Annotated in this window: 12 protein-coding genes; 11 read left to right on the top strand and 1 reads right to left on the bottom strand. The window is 37.1% G+C overall.

What is annotated here, in order from left to right:
* The first annotated feature begins 165 nt into the window (after positions 1-165).
* The 3 genes from HMPREF1140_RS03065 to HMPREF1140_RS03055 are packed head-to-tail and all read left to right on the top strand — an operon-like array spanning position 166 to position 3,926.
* Complete coding sequence (locus HMPREF1140_RS03065) at positions 166-1,230, top strand: aldose epimerase family protein (protein WP_009662582.1); 1,065 nt, start codon at positions 166-168, stop codon at positions 1,228-1,230.
* The gene (locus HMPREF1140_RS03060) at positions 1,230-3,224 is read left to right on the top strand and encodes a DNA topoisomerase (protein WP_009662480.1); all 1,995 of its coding nucleotides are present in this window, start codon (positions 1,230-1,232) and stop codon (positions 3,222-3,224) included. The genes HMPREF1140_RS03065 and HMPREF1140_RS03060 overlap by 1 nt, the downstream gene beginning before the upstream one ends.
* Before the next feature lie 3 nt (positions 3,225-3,227).
* Positions 3,228-3,926, top strand: a complete 699-nt coding sequence (locus tag HMPREF1140_RS03055) for a UDP-N-acetylglucosamine pyrophosphorylase (protein WP_009662447.1) — start codon at positions 3,228-3,230, stop codon at positions 3,924-3,926.
* Positions 3,927-3,964: 38 nt separating this feature from the next.
* On the opposite strand, the gene HMPREF1140_RS03050 is transcribed toward HMPREF1140_RS03055, so the two are convergent.
* The gene (locus HMPREF1140_RS03050; protein WP_009662449.1) at positions 3,965-4,843 is read right to left on the bottom strand and encodes a PHP domain-containing protein; all 879 of its coding nucleotides are present in this window, start codon (positions 4,841-4,843) and stop codon (positions 3,965-3,967) included.
* Between the two features lie 198 nt (positions 4,844-5,041).
* Here HMPREF1140_RS03050 and HMPREF1140_RS03045 point away from each other — a divergent pair, with 198 nt between their 5' ends.
* The 8 genes from HMPREF1140_RS03045 (at position 5,042) to HMPREF1140_RS03010 (ending at position 18,562) form a co-directional block, all read left to right on the top strand.
* On the top strand, positions 5,042-6,880 hold the full coding sequence (locus tag HMPREF1140_RS03045; RefSeq protein WP_009662690.1) for a VanW family protein: 1,839 nt from the start codon (positions 5,042-5,044) through the stop codon (positions 6,878-6,880).
* Between the two features lie 21 nt (positions 6,881-6,901).
* Positions 6,902-8,779, top strand: coding sequence for a fructose-bisphosphatase class III (locus tag HMPREF1140_RS03040; RefSeq protein ID WP_009662496.1), 1,878 nt, complete (start codon positions 6,902-6,904; stop codon positions 8,777-8,779).
* A gap of 83 nt (positions 8,780-8,862) precedes the next feature.
* Positions 8,863-9,972, top strand: coding sequence for an acyltransferase family protein (locus HMPREF1140_RS03035; RefSeq protein ID WP_009662518.1), 1,110 nt, complete (start codon positions 8,863-8,865; stop codon positions 9,970-9,972).
* A gap of 252 nt (positions 9,973-10,224) precedes the next feature.
* The gene (asrA, locus tag HMPREF1140_RS03030; protein WP_009662586.1) at positions 10,225-11,259 is read left to right on the top strand and encodes an anaerobic sulfite reductase subunit AsrA; all 1,035 of its coding nucleotides are present in this window, start codon (positions 10,225-10,227) and stop codon (positions 11,257-11,259) included.
* On the top strand, positions 11,249-12,040 hold the full coding sequence (asrB, locus tag HMPREF1140_RS03025) for an anaerobic sulfite reductase subunit AsrB (protein WP_009662635.1): 792 nt from the start codon (positions 11,249-11,251) through the stop codon (positions 12,038-12,040). Before asrA ends, asrB begins: the two co-directional genes overlap by 11 nt.
* 10 nt (positions 12,041-12,050) lie before the next feature.
* Positions 12,051-13,022, top strand: a complete 972-nt coding sequence (gene asrC / locus HMPREF1140_RS03020; protein ID WP_009662594.1) for a sulfite reductase subunit C — start codon at positions 12,051-12,053, stop codon at positions 13,020-13,022.
* A 191-nt stretch (positions 13,023-13,213) separates the two neighbouring features.
* Positions 13,214-16,741 carry a pyruvate:ferredoxin (flavodoxin) oxidoreductase gene (nifJ, locus tag HMPREF1140_RS03015; RefSeq protein WP_009662442.1) on the top strand — a complete coding sequence of 1,176 codons (3,528 nt, stop codon included), beginning with the start codon at positions 13,214-13,216 and terminating at the stop codon, positions 16,739-16,741.
* Between the two features lie 195 nt (positions 16,742-16,936).
* Positions 16,937-18,562, top strand: a complete 1,626-nt coding sequence (locus tag HMPREF1140_RS03010; protein ID WP_009662494.1) for a helicase HerA-like domain-containing protein — start codon at positions 16,937-16,939, stop codon at positions 18,560-18,562.
* Position 18,563: the final 1 nt, after the last annotated feature.

Below are 18,563 nucleotides of genomic sequence, written 5' to 3'. Positions count from 1 at the left end.
TTTGCATTGCAGATGCCTTTTTAAATTTCATATATTGAAGCAATTATCATGCTATGGTAATATTTACACTAAGTCTTGCAAGGGAATGGAAAAATTTGTATAATATAGTATAATAGCTGTCACGTAGAGCTGTGATGGCTTTTTCTTTGTAAAGTGAGGAAAAACATGGGTATTAAGACAACTGAATTTGGGAAAACAAAAGACGGTAAGATTGTAAATTTATATACTCTGACAAATAAAAACGGAGTAAGCGCATCTTTTATCGATCTTGGAGGTACTTGGGTAAGTATGATGGTACCTGATAAGGACGGAAAGTTTGAAGATGTATGTCTTGGATATGATACTGTAGCCGGATATGAGAATAATATTCCGCATTTCGGTTCTATTATAGGCAGATATGCAAACCGTATACCGGAAGGAAAGTTTACAATTGACGGCAAGGAATTTCAACTTGCTCTAAATAACGGAAACAATGCACTGCACTCAGGACCTGACTATTGGCATGACAGAATCTGGGAAGTGGGTACATTTGAAGACGAAGACAGAGATATGATAACATTTATGCTTATAAGTCCTGACGGTGATCAGGGATTTGGCGGAGAAGCAAGGGTAAATGTAAGTTATGTTTTGTCTGATGATAATTCACTTACAATAGGTTACAGCTTTGTTTGTGATAAAAAAACGGCTGTTAATTTAACAAATCATGCATATTTTAATCTTGCCGGACAGGACAGTAAGAATATATATGATCAGGAAGTTATGATTTTAGCAGACAGTTTCCTGCCATGTGATGAAAACTCCGTACCTACAGGTGAGATTAGAAAAGTAGAAAATACTGCAATGGACTTTAGAAAATACAAAAAGATAGGTAAGGAAATCGACTCTGATTATGATGCTGTAATACAGGGCGGTGGATATGACCATAACTGGGTAATAAAAGACTACAACGGTGAACTTAGACTTGCTGCAAAAGCAAAAGATGAGAACAGTAAGAGAGTTATGGAAGTTTACACCGATTTACCGGGTGTGCAGTTTTATACAGGTAATTACCTGACAGAAGAAATAGTCGGAAAAAGAGGTGTAACATATCCGAAGAGAAGCGGATATTGTTTTGAAACACAGTTTTTCCCTAATGCGGTAAATATGCCGGAGTTTATACAGCCGGTAGTAGATGAACTTGAAGAGTTTATCAGTGAAACGGTATATAAGTTCAGTGTAGAAAGAGATTAATGAAGAAACTTTTTATAGCGGAAAAGCCAAGTGTAGCGACCGAGTTTGCAAAGGCTCTGAAAGTACCTACAGGAAGAAAAAACGGATATCTGGAAGGCGATGATATTATAGTTACATGGTGTGTAGGACATCTTGTAACTATGAGCTACCCTGAAAAGTATGATGAGAGGCTGAAAAGATGGTCACTTGATACTTTGCCTTTTTTACCTAAAGAGTTTAAATATGAGATAATTGACGGTGTTAAAAATCAGTTTACCATAGTCTCAAATCTTTTAAACAGGGAAGATGTTGATACGATATATATTTGTACCGACTCGGGAAGAGAGGGAGAATATATATACAGACTTGTAGATATGATGGCGAATGTGCAGGGAAAGATTAGAAAAAGGGTATGGATAGACTCTCAAACCGAAGATGAGATACTAAGAGGAATAAGAGAAGCAAAAGATTGGTCTGAGTATGACAATCTTTCTGCAGCCGCATTTCTTCGTGCAAAAGAAGATTATCTTATGGGAATCAACTTCTCCAGAATACTAACTTTAAAATACAGCAGAAATGTTGCAAGTTTTTTAAAGCTTGACAGAGCTGTACTCAGTGTGGGAAGAGTAATGACCTGTGTTGTGGGAATGGTGGTAAACAGAGAAAGAGAAATAAGAAACTTTGTAAAGACTCCCTTCTTTAAAGTTTTGGGTAAATTTGAAAATCAGGGATTGAGTATAGACGGAGAGTGGAAGGTAAATGAGAAGTCAAAATACTTTAATTCTCCTGTTCTATACAAGGATAACGGTTTTAGAGAAAAGATATATGCCGAAGAACTTATATCACATATAGAAAAGATTGCCGATGAAAACAATAGGGAGGTAGTTGTAGTTTCAAACGAGAAAAAGAAAGAAACAAAAAATCCTCCTTTACTTTTCAATCTGGCAGAGATACAAAATGAATGTTCAAAGAGATTTAAAATAAGCCCTGATGAAACATTAAAAATAATTCAGGAATTGTATGAAAAAAAGCTTGTTACTTATCCGAGAACGGATGCAAGAGTGCTTTCCGGCGCAGTAGCAAAGGAAATAGACAAGAATATAAAGGGACTTTGTAAGTTTTCGGCACTTGCGGATTTTGCAAATAATATTCTTGAAAAGGGTGCATATAAAAATATTTCAAAAACAAAGTATGTTAATGATAGTCAAATCACCGACCATTATGCTATAATACCTACCGGGTTTGGAAATATGAATTCACTGAGTAAATTGTCATTGTCTGTATATGAACTTATATGCAGAAGATTTCTTAGTATATTTTATCCTCCGGCAATATATCAAAAGTTTGCCATACGTTTCGGTATAGGAGATGAGATATTTATTGCAAATACAAAAGTATGTGTTGAAAGAGGATTTTTAGATATATTAAGCCCGGTAAAAACAGAGGGCGAAGATGACGAAACCGGTGACGATCAAAATCCTGAGTATATAAAGATGATTTCATCACTCAGAAAGGGTTCAAAGCTTACAATTGACTCTTTGAGTATTAAAGAGGGTGAGACGGTACCTCCAAAGAGATATTCGTCAGGCTCTATTATACTTGCAATGGAGAATGCAGGACAGCTCATAGAGGATGAGGAGCTTAGAAGTCAAATAAAGGGAAGCGGGATAGGTACTTCCGCTACAAGAGCCGATATTTTGAAAAAATTATTTTCGATAAAGTACCTGGCTTTAAATAAAAAGACTCAAATAATTACCCCTACACTTTTTGGTGAAATTGTATATGAAGTAGTAAATTGCTCTATTTCACAACTTTTAAACCCGGAGCTGACTGCCAGCTGGGAAAAGGGACTTACGATGGTGTCAAACGGTGATATTACATCTGAAGAATATATGACAAAGCTTGAAAGATTTGTAGGTATTCGATGTCTTAATGTGAAGCAACTTAATAACCAATATAGTTTAAATGCCGTATTTGAAGAGGTTTCAAAAGAATATAAGGGCATGAAAGGATAGAAAATGAAAAAAATCGATGTAAAAACAAAAAAACTTTTTGATTTGGAAGAAACTATAGCAAAGTCTCTCTTCGAAAAATACACATATCCTTGGGAAGTATTTAAGGAACTTGGAAGTTTTATAGAAGAAATCGGTGCTACATTACCTGATACGGAGTATTTAAAAATCGGAAAGAATATCTGGGTTCATCGTTCAGTAAAGATAATGCCTACAATTGCGCTTGCAGGTCCGCTTATTATCGGAAAAGATGCAAGTATTCGTTCATGTGCATTCTTCAGAGGTAATGTAATCATAGGTGAAGGTGCAGTGGCAGGAAACTCTTGTGAGTTTAAGAATGCTATACTTTTTAACAAAGCACAGGTACCTCATTTCAGCTATGTTGGAGATTCGATTATCGGTTATAAGGCTCATCTCGGTGCTTCCGCAATTACTTCAAATCTTAAGAGTGATAAGTCGGATGTTGTACTTCATTTAGAGGATGCGGAGCTTGAGACAGGACTCAGAAAACTTGGAGCTATAGTAGGTGATGAAGCTGAAGTAGGTTGTGGATCGATATTGAATCCGGGAACTGTTATAGGAAAGAACACTACAATATATCCGCTGTCAAGTGTAAGAGGTTGTATCGGCAAGTCATCTATTTATAAGAGTGCTGACGATATTGTAACAAAGGCAAAGAAAAAGCCGGCAGCTGCAAAATTATAAAATTTATGCGTATGGGTTTTCCCATACGCATTTTTTATCTAGTCGGATTTGTTTTTTAATATATTTTCTAAAAGTTCAAACGGAATCTTTAAATCACCGTATCCTCTACCTATTTCAAGACCCGGTTTGTTTTCTCCATGAAAATCGCTGCCACCTGTGGGAAAGAGCTTGTATTTATCAGCCAATAGCACAAGCTTTTTAATATCTGAAGCTGAATGGGTGGAATGATATACCTCTATACCGTTTAATCCAAGTTCAATCAAATGTGATATAAGAGCATTCAAATCCTCATCAGAGAATTTGTATTGAAAAGGATGTGCAAGTGAAATAAAGAAATTATGTTTTTTTAAAAATTCCATACATCTTGTTGTCGTGATATTCTTAACCGGTATATATTTACCGCCATATTCAAGATACTTATCAAAAGCCTCGGCCTTATTTTTTACAAGTCCAAGCTTTATAAGAGCATTTGCAAAATGTGCTCTTGTTATCTGGGCGTTTTGATTTGAGTTGTTCAAATCATTTTCGAGAATTATTATTCCGTCATTTTTAAATCTCCTGATTATTTCAGCATTTCTTTCAGCTCTTTCCTTTGCAAAAAAGCTCAAATCATCAAATATTTCTTTTGGAATATTCAATTCTCTCTCGGAAATTGAAGGAGGCAACAGATAACCCAGAATATGTATTTCTTTTTCTTTATATACACAGCTCATTTCCACTCCGGCTATTACGGATAAATCAAGCTCCAATCCTTTTTTAAAACATTCTTTTACACCTGACATAGTATCATGGTCAGTAAGTGCAATAATGCTCAGAGAAGCTTTCTTTGCCGATATGGCAACCTCTGTGGGAGAGCATGTACCGTCTGAAGCGCTAGAATGTGTATGAAGGTCTATATATTTAAAATTTTCTTTCATAAATCACCTTAAAAAACTTTTTTCATATATTACATATTTACTCTGATAAGTCTAGCACAATAAATTTTGTAAAGCAAATATTGATAAGATAATGTAATTGTTTTAAAATCATATTATTGGTATAATTTAATTCCAAGGTATGTTTTTATCAAAAAAAGCATAAAGGCATTTTATTAATACATCTTTTAAGGAATTGAAATGTTAAATAAACAAAACAGCAGTAAAAAAACAGGCTCGGAAAGAGTAAGAGAAGCAAGAAAGAGATCGCAAAAAAGGGGCTATATGGCTGATATAAATATGAGAGCGGTAGCTGTTCTTGTTGCGGCATTTATTATATTGGTATTGATTGCCATATCGGGATTACAAAAAGTCGGAAAGTTTTTGAAGTCATCAAAAGTTGACGGCACTGAGGTGACTACGGAAATTGCAGACGAAAAATTAAAAAAACAGATAACTATTGATGAGATAGATATTACCGGAATGAAAATGTCGGAGGCAAAAGCGGCCATAGATAAAGTATATCCGTGGAAATTAACTGTACATATCGGTGATGATTTAAGTGACAGTTTGGTACTTGACAATATTTTGGATACAAAGGTAACAAAACTTTTAAATGAGATATATGCAGATGTTGACAATGCTGCTTCACATTACGAGATAAACTTTGATGATGTTGATATTGATTCATTGGTGGAAAAAGCTAAGGAAAAATGGAATATCAATCCTGTAAACGGATCTATATCAGGATTTAACAAGGAGACAAAGAGTTTTACATATGCTGATGAAAGTGACGGCTACCTTATTGATGAAGAGAGACTTAAGTCGGATCTTAAGTCATATGTGAGTCGTAAGAATTTTGAGGCTGATATTTCAGTTGTCAGAAATGAAGTAAAAGCAAGTATTTCGGCCGCAAAAGCAAAGGAGATGTACAAGGTAATAGGTACATTTACTACAAAGACTACAGATAATAAGGACAGAAATACAAATATTTCACTTGCATCCGAAGCACTTGACGGACTTATAATAAAGCCCGGAGAGGAATTTTCTTTCAACAATACTACAGGTAACAGAACACTTGAAAGAGGATATAAGCCTGCAGGAGCCTATGTAAACGGTGTTTTATCGGAAGAGCCCGGAGGCGGTGTATGTCAGGTTTCATCAACTCTTTACAATGCGGTTATTTTCTCAGGACTAAAGACAACTGAGAGACATGCACATTCATTTGAACCAAGTTATGTAACACCGGGTGAAGATGCTATGGTAAGCTATGACGGATATGCAGGTCCGGATATGAAATTTATAAATACATCCGACACTGCTATTGCTATTCGAGCAGTACTTACCGGACAGACACTTACATGTTCAATTATAGGAATACCTATTTTGGAAGAAGGTGTTACTATTGAAATGTCATCAAAAAAGATATCGGATTTAAATCCTCCTGTTCCTGAGTATATTGAAGATAAGAGTTTGAAAAAGGGAAAGCAGGTTGTTGTAACCGAGGCAAAAAAAGGCTCAAGATGGGCAACTACATATATTGTAAAAAAAGACGGTGTGTTGGTAAAGGAAGAGCCTTTCCACAATTCAACATATAAGGGAAAACCTGCCAAGATAAAGGTGAATTCAGAGAGCGAGGAAACATCCGCTTCAAAGAGCAATGAAAGTAGCGTATCAAGTACGGAAAGTACATCAAGTGCTCATGTAAATCAAACTACAAGTGCAGTTTCAACTCAGGCTGAAAGCACCGGGGAAAAGACTGCAGAGAGTACAACAAAGAAAAAGGATTCAGGAAGCAGTGAAAGCACAGTAGAAAAGTTAAGTACCGAAGAAAAGTCTACTAAGGCAAAGGAAACTAAGGAGAGTGCTAAGCCGGCGGAGACTTCGGCTAAGCCTAAAGAAAGCACCAAAGCAAAGGAAAGTACTAAAGCAAAAGAGAGTACAAAGGCGAAGGAAACCACGGCTGAACCTACTGTTGAGAAGCTGACTACAACTGAGGCTGCAAAAACTGAAGAGACTGTGGAGAAACTGGAAAATTAATATAATACGGGGGGATAATTTATGAATAGGGATAAGGAAAATTTAAAGTATTTAAAGCTTCTGAAACAAAATTATTCGTCAAGTCAGGCGGTTATAAGAGAGATTATAAATCTGTCTGCAATAACAAATCTGCCTAAGGGTACAGAGTTCTTTTTAAGTGATATACATGGAGAATATGAAGCTTTTTTGCATATAATGAATAATTGCTCAGGAGTAATAAAAGAAAAAGTTGATGTTATATTCGGAGAAACGTTGTCAGAGTTTGACAGGCAGGAACTATGTACTCTCATATATTACCCAAGAGAGAAAATGACTATGCTTGCAGAAATTGACAGAATAGATAATGACTGGTATTCGATGACGCTGAATTATCTTATAATGCTTGCAAAGTTATTATCATCTAAATATACGAGATCAAAAGTTAGAAAGGCATTGCCGGAGGATTATGCATATATCATTGATGAGCTTTTACATGCACAAAAAAATGAAGACACAAATAAAGTAAGCTATCACAGACATATATTGCAGACCATTATAGATCTTGATGATGCCGATGAATTTATAATTGCACTTTCTACACTTATAAAAAGACTTGCAGTCGATCATCTTCATATAGTAGGTGATATTTTTGACCGTGGCGGTAATGCGGACAAGATAATAGATTTACTTATGAATTATCATTCTCTTGATATTGAGTGGGGAAATCATGATATTCTTTGGATGGGGGCCGCATGTGGAAATGATGCATGTATTTGTAATGTTATCCGGAATAATTTAAAGTACGGAAATGTAGAAATTCTTGAGAATGCTTACGGTATCAGCTTAAGACAGCTTATGCTTTTCGGAATGTCAAAGTACGGTATTGAAGACGGAATACAGGCTGCACTTGCCGCAATAAAAGTGATGCTTTTTAAGCTGGAAGGCCAACTTATAAAAAGGCATCCTGAATACGGTATGGATGACAGACTGCTTTTAGAGCATATAGACCTTGATGAAGGATTTGTAACTGTTAACGGAGAGAATGTAAAACTGAAAACAAATATATTCCCGACATTAAATAAGGAAAATCCTTATGAACTTACCTCTGAGGAAAATGAAATTATGCTGAAGCTGCATAGAAGTTTTGTATCCGGTCAGAGATTAAATAAACATATAAAGTTTTTATATGATAAAGGCGGTATGTACAATGTTTACAACAGGAATCTTATATATCACGGTTGTGTTCCTGTTGATGAAAACGGAATATTTGATATGCTTTGTATAAACGGCAAATGTTATCATGGAAAAGCATTGTTTGATATATGTGATGAAAAAGCCAGAGCCGCTTACACGGATAATCCGAGTCAGGATGATGTTGATTTTATGTGGTTTTTATGGGGTGGTGAGAAATCGCCTTTATGCGGTAGAAAAGTAAAGACTTTTGAGCGTGATTATATTGAAGATAAGAGCTTTTGGAAGGAAAAATCAAATCCATATTACAGCAAGTACTATGATGAAAGCTTTTGTATTCAGATTTTACACGAGTTCGGTCTTTATGATACGCATTCACATATTATAAACGGACATACACCGGTTCATGCGATTGACGGTGAACATCCTGTACGTGCAAATGAAAGACTGTTTGTAATAGACGGAGGATTCTGTCGCTCTATGAATAAAACTACGGGAATTGCAGGATATACTTTGATATTTAATTCTCACGGACTGAGATTGAAAGCGCATACACCTTTTACTTCGGTAGAAGATGCCCTGATAAACAACACCGACATTAAATCGGAATCGGAGATAGTTGAAAAGGATGTATATCGAATGTTTGTAAAGGATACGGATATAGGAAAGAAATTACTTGAAGATATTGCCGATTTAAAAATGTTATTGGATAATTACAGGAAACTGTAAGATAAAAAGTATGTAAGCCTAAAAGCTGAAAGCTTACATACTTTTTGATTTTTTAAACAAATTTAACGGAAAGGTGGTGAGATATGAGTACTGGTACGGGCAATCACAGAAAAAGGAATTACAGCCTTGATATATTTAAAGGTGTATTGATTTTTCTTGTGGTATTCGGACATTTTCTTTTGCCTGTAAATGAAAGAGAATATACGCTTTTTAATAAACTTTTTTTATTCATTTACAGTTTTCATATGCCTGCATTTATATTTTTATCCGGATATCTTTATTATGATTCATGGAAAAGTAGGGGGACTAAATTAAAATCTGTTATTCCTCTTATAATGTTATTTTTTTTAATGAAGATATTATTGCATATAAGTGATATGTTATTCTATGGAGACAGGAATATAATTCCCGATTTTTTACATGAATCATCTACACCTTGGTATATCTCGGCGCTTATTTTCTTCAGATTATCACTATATCCTTTGGAGTTATTTTTGAAGCTGAATAAGAAAAAAACAAGTCGAATTAAAAGAGAACAATTTACTTCTGATGCTGTTACAATATATGTAACGGTATTGATAATATTTTTTACATTTTTTTCAATGCTTAACATGAATTGGCAGGTGAAAATACGTGATTTTTTATCTTTAGACAGGGTAGTATCTTTTGCTCCGTATTTTTATATCGGTGTATTGTATAAAAAATACTCATCTTTAAGTAAGACTTCAATTTTTGAAGAAACAAATATGCGCCTCTTTGCAATGGGAGCTTTTTGTGTATTGGGATTTTTTGTTTTCTTTAAATATGTCAGATTTTATACTTGGATTTTTTATGGACCTTGGGGATATCGCATAGCTAAAGGAAATATATTGCCTATATTTAAAGGTGTATTAAATCCGCTTAGAATTATATATATGCCTTATGCCTTGAGTACTTCTTATTTTATATTTGCAGTAACATCATTAAAGAAGAATTTCTTGACAAATATATTCAAAAGATTCGGTGTATACAGTTTGCCGATATTTGCATTTCACAGAATTATAAGAGATGCCTTTTCACATTTGTTACTCGATAATTTTATATGGCCTGCATTTGGTAAAATAACTATATTGATTATACTTTTAACAATCTCTTTTTTGACATGTATGATATTAGGTAATGATAAGGCAAACAGATTTTGCAGATTTAAATAATATAAGACTCATACTTATTGAAAACCGTTTTCAGAGTATGAGTCTTTTTGTATGTAAAAATATGCAATAATTCGTGCAAATTATTGTGGTATTGGAATTGATATTTTCAAAGTTCGTGTTATAATTCCTTGTATACAGTGATAAAGTTTTATCAATATGTATTGAAGTTTGGCTATGATCGGTATTTAAAGTTTAAATATAATTAAGCTTTACTATATCGATGAAGATAGTGCAGTAAATAAAGGAGAAAGTATGGGGAAAAGGGGTTATATATTTTTACCCGGTGGATTCAATAAAGTAATTGAGGAATTATCAAAAAGCTACCGTATTTATGCACCTGTGCTCAAGGTGGGTGAAGGAAGATTTACAGATACCGATGTAGTAAGATATGATTTTGTAAAAGAGGCTTCAGAGATTGAGCTTGATAAAAAATCCGATTATTCATTTAAGGAGATTTTGACACCTCTGTCACAGACATTGTTTTTCTTTACGGAAAATGATGTAAAGGAGTCTGAAATAGATGAGAGAGAGGTTTTGGTCTTTTTAAGAAGCTGTGATCTTAATGCGTTAAAAAGGCTTGATCAGATATATCTTCACAATGGAAGAGAAGAAGATTATTTTTATGCCAGGATTAGAGATAAAGTGAAATTTGTTCTTATGGGTTGTGCTCATTCATATGAGGACTGTTTCTGTGTAGATATGGGCACAAATCGTGCAGATGATTTGGATTACAGTTTTTCAGTGGATTATATAGACAATCAGTTTCACTGTCAGTTAAAAGATAATGTTCTTGAAGATATATTTACAAATAACGCCTTAAAAGAGCAGGATATTACTCCAAGATTTGTAACTGAAAATGAAACAAGAGTAAAGTTGCCTGACAGCGTGCCTCTTTCAATATTTACATCAGATATGTGGGAGGAATATAACACAAGATGTATAGGATGCGGAAGATGCAATTATGTGTGTCCTACATGTACTTGTTACACAATGCAGGATGTATATTATACAGATAACGGTAGAGTCGGAGAAAGAAGAAGAGTCAATGCTTCATGTATGGTAGACGGATATACAAATGTTGCAGGCGGTGGAGAATACAGGAAGAAGCATGGTGAGCGTATGAGATTTAAAACTATGCATAAGATATATGATTTTAAAAAAAGATTCGGCTACAATATGTGTGTAGGATGCGGAAGGTGTGACACAGTATGTCCTGAGTATATCTCATTTTCAAATATAATAAATAAAGTAACAGCTAAGACATTGGAGGTGCAGAATGAGAAATAATCCTTATATTCCTTTCCCGTCAAAGATTTTAGATGTTATTAAACATACAGAGAAAGAATACACATTCAGACTTGAGTTTAAAGGTGATGTAAAGCCGGGACAGTTCTTTGAAGTTTCAATTCCAAAATTCGGTGAGGCACCTATTTCCGTAAGCGGAATAACGGAAAACAGTATAGATTTGACTATCCGTAAGGTGGGAAGAGTTACTGATGAGGTATTTGAAAATTATATCGGCGATACTTTGCTCCTTCGAGGGCCGTACGGTAACGGATTTGATGTTGATAAATATATTAATGGAGAATGTGTGGTTGTAGCCGGAGGTACAGGAGTTTCACCGGTGCGTGGTGTTATAAATGCACTGGGTGAAAGTAAAGACTCAAAGGACAAGCATGTGATACTTGGATTCAGAAGCCCTGATGATATGTTGTTTAGAGATGATATTATCAGATGGGAATCTCAAATGGATCTTATTTTAACAATGGATAAGGAAGCAGAAGGCTATACCGGAAATGTCGGTCTTGTAACAAAGTTTATTCCGGAACTCAAATTAAAAGATATTGAAACCGCACAGGCTGTGGTAGTAGGACCTCCTGCGATGATGAAGTTTTCCGTAATAGAACTTTTAAAGCTTGGCTTTAAAGAGGAGAACATCTGGGTTTCATATGAGAGAAAGATGTGCTGCGGTATCGGTAAATGCGGACATTGTAAGGTTAATGATACTTATATTTGTCTTGACGGACCGGTATTTAACTATGTTGACAGCAAGGCTTTGATTGATTAGTGAGGTAAAGATGGATATTAATGTAAAAAAGCTTAAAAAAAATGCCTTTCGTGTTTCTAAGGTACGCGGTGAGACAGCTTCGAGAATAAGAATGCCCGGTGGTTATGTTGATGCCGAGAGTTTAAAGAGAATTGCAGAAGTTGCAGATAAATACGGAAACGGAAGCATTTTTCTTACAAATCGCCAGGGCGTTGAGATTCCGGGTATCAAAATATCGGATATGGATGCCGTAAATAAAGAAATACAGCTTATTATCGATAATGAAGGTACGAATCAGGAAAAGAGAGATACGGGATATGCGGCTTCAGGAACAAGAAATGTAGTTGCCTGTCCGGGTAAAAGACTTTGTCCTTATGGAAATTATGACACTACAGAGTTTGCAAGAAAAATGGAAAAGCAGATTTTCCCTAATAATCTGCATTTCAAGGTTGCATTTACAGGTTGTTCAAATGATTGCGCCAAGGTTCGCATGAATGATTTCGGCATTATGGGTATGACGGAACCGCAGTATGACTCTGACCGCTGTGTTACCTGTGAGGCATGTGTAAAGGGATGTAAGTCTAAAAGTGTGGATGCCCTTAAAGTTGTTAACGGTAAGATAGTAAGAAACACGGAAAAATGTATAGGATGCGGTGTATGTATTACAGTCTGCCCGACAAGAGCATGGACAAGAAGCAAGGAGAAGTACTACAGACTGGTTTTACTTGGCAGAACCGGAAAAAAGAATCCGAGAATGGCCGAGGACTTTATCAAATGGGTGGATGAAGACAGCATTCTTAAGATTGTAAAAAATGCATATTCATATGTTGAAAGATATATCGATCCGAATGCACCTGACGGTAAAGAGCATATAGGATATATAGTTGACAGAACCGGCTTTGAAGAGTTTTATAAATGGATTATGGAAGGCGTTACTCTCGGACCTAAGGCGGAAGTTGCGAAGACAATGTATTGGGGCGGTAAGCACTACGACCATGAATAACAGGCCTGAAAATAAGATATTGAAGGTTTTATTGTTTTAAAACGGAAACAAAAGTTATTGTACTAAGAATAGTACACAAAATACATACATAATTATTTGCAAATATTTTTTAAATTGGTATAATGAGATACGAAAAACTAATATTTTATTATTATAAATATTATAAAGAATTACTTAGTAGGAGGAATTAAATGGCTAAGAGACAAATGAAGACCATGGATGGTAATCAGGCAGCTGCTCATGCATCATATGCGTATACTGATGTTGCTGCAATTTATCCGATAACACCATCATCTGTCATGGCAGAGCACACCGATGAGTGGGCAACAGAGGGTAGAAAGAACATTTTCGGCCAGACTGTACAAGTTACAGAAATGCAATCAGAGGCAGGTGCTGCAGGTGCAGTTCATGGTTCTCTTTCAGCTGGAGCTTTAACTACAACATATACAGCTTCACAGGGCCTTCTTCTTATGATCCCAAATATCTATAAGATAGCAGGTGAGCAGCTTCCGGCAGTTATTAACGTTTCTGCACGTGCTATTGCAACACATGCGCTTAGTATTTTCGGTGATCATTCAGATGTTTACGCTTGTCGTCAGACAGGTGCAGCAATGCTCTGTTCATCATCAGTTCAGGAGGTTATGGATTTAACACCTGTTTCACACTTATCAGCGCTTAAGGGTAAAGTACCTTTCATCAACTTCTTTGACGGATTCAGAACATCACACGAGATTCAGAAGATTGAAGCTTGGGATTATGAGGACCTTAAGGACATGGCAGATATGGATGCTATAGCGGCTTTCAGAAAGAATGCGCTTAATCCTAATCGTCCTGTAGAGAGAGGTTCAGCACAGAACCCTGATATCTTCTTCCAGGCAAGAGAAGCAAGCAACCCTTATTATGATGCATTACCTGCAATCGTTCAGGAGTACATGGATAAGGTTAACGCTAAGATCGGTACAGATTATAAATTATTTAACTACTATGGTGCTGCTGATGCTGAGACAATCATCATCGCTATGGGTTCAGTTAACGATACAATAGAAGAGACAATCGATTATCTTTTAAAGCAGGGTGAGAAGGTCGGTGTTGTTAAGGTTAGACTTTACAGACCATTTAGTGCACAGGCACTTATCGACGCTATCCCTGACAGTGTTAAGAGAATCGAAGTTCTTGACAGAACAAAAGAGCCGGGATCACTTGGTGAGCCGCTTTGGCTTGATGTTGTTGCAGCACTTAAGGGAACAAAGTTTGATGCTGTTCCTGTATTCAGCGGTCGTTACGGTCTTGGTTCAAAGGATACAACACCTGCTCAGATAGTTGCAACATTCCACAACACAGAGAAGAAGAGATTTACTATCGGTATCAATGATGATGTTACACATCTTTCACTTGATCCCGGTCCTGTTCTTATTACAACACCTGAAGGAACTACAAACTGTAAGTTCTGGGGTCTTGGTGCAGACGGTACTGTAGGTGCTAATAAGAACTCTATCAAGATTATCGGTGATAACACAGACCTTTATGCTCAGGCATATTTTGACTATGACTCAAAGAAGTCAGGTGGTGTTACAATGAGCCACTTGCGTTTCGGTAAGAAGCCTATTAAGTCAACATACCTTATTCGTAAGGCAAACTTTGTAGCATGTCACAACCCTGCATATATGAGAAAGTACAACATGGTACAGGAACTTGTTGACGGAGGTACATTCCTTCTTAACTGTACATGGTCTGATGCGGAGCTCGAAGAGCATATCCCCGGACAGGTTAAGAAGTATATCCATGACCACAAGATCAACTTCTACACAATCGACGGTGTAAAGATTGGTATTGCTACAGGTATGGGACCTACAAGAATTAACACAATTCTTCAGTCAGCATTCTTTAAGCTTTCAGCAATTATTCCTGAGGAGCAGGCTATTGACCTCATGAAGAAGGCTGCTGAGAAGACTTACGGAAGAAAAGGTGAGGATGTAGTTAAGAAGAACTGGGCGGCTATCGAAGAAGGCGCTAAGAACGTTCATAAGGTAGAGGTTCCTGCAAGCTGGGCTGATGCAAAGGATGAGGGACTTGACTATGCAGTACATACAGAGGGTAGAGAGGATGCAATCAAGTTTGCCAACACTATCCAGACAGCTGTAAGCGCACAAGAGGGTAACAATCTTCCTGTATCCGCATTCGTTGACTATGTTGACGGTACAACACCTGTAGGTACATCAGCATATGAGAAGCGTGGTGTTGCTGTAAATATGCCTATCTGGAACAGTGATAACTGTATTCAGTGTGGATTCTGTTCATATGTATGTCCTCATGCTGTTATCAGAACAGTTGCTCTTACAGAGGATGAGGCAAATAATGCTCCTGAGGGAATGAGCGTACTTCCGATGACAGGTATGCCGAACTACAAGTTTACAGTAGCCGTATCAGCTCTTGACTGTACAGGTTGCGGTTCTTGTGCTAACGTATGTCCGGGAAAGAAGGGCGAGAAGGCTCTTGTAATGGAGAGTATGCCTGAGAATGTACATAGACAGGCTTGGTTCGATTACGCGGCAGCTACACCTGAGAAGGCTGAAGTTATAGCTAAGTTCAAGGAGACAACAGTTAAGGGATCACAGTACAAGAAGCCGTTACTTGAGTTCTCAGGCGCTTGTGCAGGTTGTGGTGAGACACCTTATGCAAGACTTATTACACAGCTCTTCGGTGACAGAATGTACATTTCAAATGCTACAGGTTGTTCATCAATCTGGGGTAACTCTTCACCTTCAACACCTTATACAGTAAATGATAAGGGTCACGGTCCTGCTTGGTCAAACTCATTGTTCGAGGATAATGCGGAGTTCGGTTACGGTATGTTCCTTGCAAATGAGGCTATCAGAAAGGGTCTTAAGTCAAAAGTAGAGGCTATTGCCGAGAACGGTTCAGAAGAACTTAAGGCAGCAGCTAAGGAATACCTTGATACATTCACTGTAGGTGCATTAAACGGTACAGCAACAGATAATCTTGTAGCTGAACTTGAGAAGTTAAATACAGCTGAAGCTAAGGATATCTTAGATAATAAGGAATTCTTATCAAAGAAGAGTCAGTGGATCTTCGGTGGTGACGGTTGGGCTTACGATATCGGTTTCGGAGGTCTTGACCATGTAATCGCAAGCGGTAAGGATGTAAACATCATGGTATTTGATACAGAGGTTTACTCAAATACAGGTGGACAGAGCTCAAAGTCAACAAAGACAGGTGCTGTAGCACAGTTTGCTGCCGGCGGTAAGGATGTTAAGAAGAAGGATCTTGCAAGTATTGCAATGAGCTATGGTTATGTATACGTAGCACAGATAGCTATGGGTGCAGATTACAACCAGACTGTTAAGGCATTGGCTGAGGCAGAGGCTTATCCGGGTCCATCACTTGTTATCGCATATGCTCCATGTATCGCTCACGGTATCAAGAAGGGTATGAGCAAGGCTATGACAGAGGAGAAGCTTGCTGTTGAGGCAGGTTACTGGAATAACTTCAGATTCAACCCCGATGCTGAGAACAAGTTCACTCTTGATTCAAAGACACCTACAGGAGATTACCAAGAGTTCCTTAAGGGTGAGGTTCGTTACTCATCTCTTGCACTCAAGGATCCTGAGAGAGCAGCTAAACTCTTCGAGAAGAATGAGGAAGATGCTAAGGAAAGATTCTCATATCTTGAGAAGCTTGTAACATTATATTCAAAATAATATAATCTTATATTTAATATAAATAGAATTAATAGACGAAAGTTTATTTAGTGTACAGACGGAAGCCGCTTTTGCGGTCAAAGAGAGTCGATACTTTAAGTATCGGCTCTTTTTGTATTAAAATATTTTATTCACTTGTTATAATATGAAAGTTGGGATAGAATAGAAGTATAAAGTGAAATTTCAGGAGATACTATGTATAAAGATAATGAAATATGGGTGGCAAGTGACGGTGATGCCAAATTATGTATAAAATCAAAATATGCAAACAGACACGGACTGATTGCGGGAGCTACAGGAACGGGTAAAACAGTTACTTTAAAGGTAATGGCGGAATCATTTTCAGACGCCGGAGTTCCGGTATTTTTATCTGATATAAAGGGTGATTTATCAGGTATGTGTAAGCCGGGCGAAGAAAAAGAAAGTATAACTAAAAGAGTTGCCGATCTTGGTATGGGAGAAGATTTTTCTTTTAAGGCATATCCTACAGTTTTCTGGGATATATTCGGGAAGAAGGGATTACCTCTCAGAACCACAATCTCGGAGTTCGGACCTATGCTTTTGGCAAAGCTTCTTGACCTTAATCAGATTCAGACAGACATACTGAATATTATATTTAAGATAGCGGATGATGAGGGATTACTTCTTATCGATTTAAAAGATTTAAAGAGTATGCTCAACTATGTCAGTGAAAATGCCACAGACTATAAGGCGGAGTATGGAAATATAGCACCTCAAAGTGTCAATACCATAATGAGAGGTCTTGTAGCTCTTGGAGATAAGGGCGGAGATGTATTCTTCGGTGAGCCGGCACTTGATATAAATGATTGGTTTGTTACCAAGGACGGCAAGGGTATGATAAATGTTCTTGATGCAACAACTATCATAAACGATCCGGGAATATATGCAACTTTTATGCTTTGGATGTTGGCTGAACTCTTTGAGATAATGCCTGAGGTCGGAGATCTTGACAAGCCTAAGATGGTATTTTTCTTTGATGAAGCACATCTTTTATTTAAAGATACTCCAAAGGCTTTACTTCAAAAGATAGAGCAGGTAGTAAAACTTATAAGATCAAAGGGTATCGGTGTATACTTTATAACACAAAACCCAAGCGATATACCGGATGAGGTACTTGCGCAGCTCGGTAACAAGGTTCAACATGCACTCAGAGCTTATACACCTGCAGAGCAAAAAGGTATAAAGGCCGCAGCACAGAGTTACAGAGCAAATCCTGATTTTGATACGGCTGAAATTATAACAAATTTGGGTATAGGTGAAGCAGTTGTATCATTTATAGAGGATGACGGTGCACCTGCTATGGTAAGAAAGGCTAATGTACTTCCGCCACAGTCATATCTCGGAGCAATTGATGATATGATGAGAGCCGCAGTTATTTCAATGTCGGATTTGGCAGAGAAATATAAAGATATGGTGGATAGAGACTCGGCATATGAATTCTTACAGAGATTGCAAGTGGAAATTTCACAAAAGCAGGAAGAGGAAAAACAGGCTGAGACAGCAAGAAAAGAAGCTGAAAAACAGGCTGAAATAGAAAGAAAAGAGGCCGAAAAGCAGGAAAAGGCGGCACAAAAGGAAGCTGAGAGGCAGGCTAAAGAAGCCGAAAAGGAAGAAAAAAAGAAAAAGGATGCCATAAAGAAGGGGGTAGCTGCTGTGGCAGGTACGGCTGCAGGAACTATCGGAAGGCAGATTGGTAAGACTTTAGGAAAATCAGGCGGAAAATTCGGTTCAAGCCTGGGAGGAAATCTGGGAGCAAGCCTTGGAAGAGGAGTACTCTCAACATTATTTAAACTAAAATAAT

This window comes from Lachnoanaerobaculum sp. ICM7, assembly GCF_000287675.1.
Taxonomy (GTDB): domain Bacteria; phylum Bacillota; class Clostridia; order Lachnospirales; family Lachnospiraceae; genus Lachnoanaerobaculum.
The sequence above is the reverse complement of the archived record's forward strand: the minus strand, read 5'-3'. Positions and strand labels throughout refer to the sequence as shown.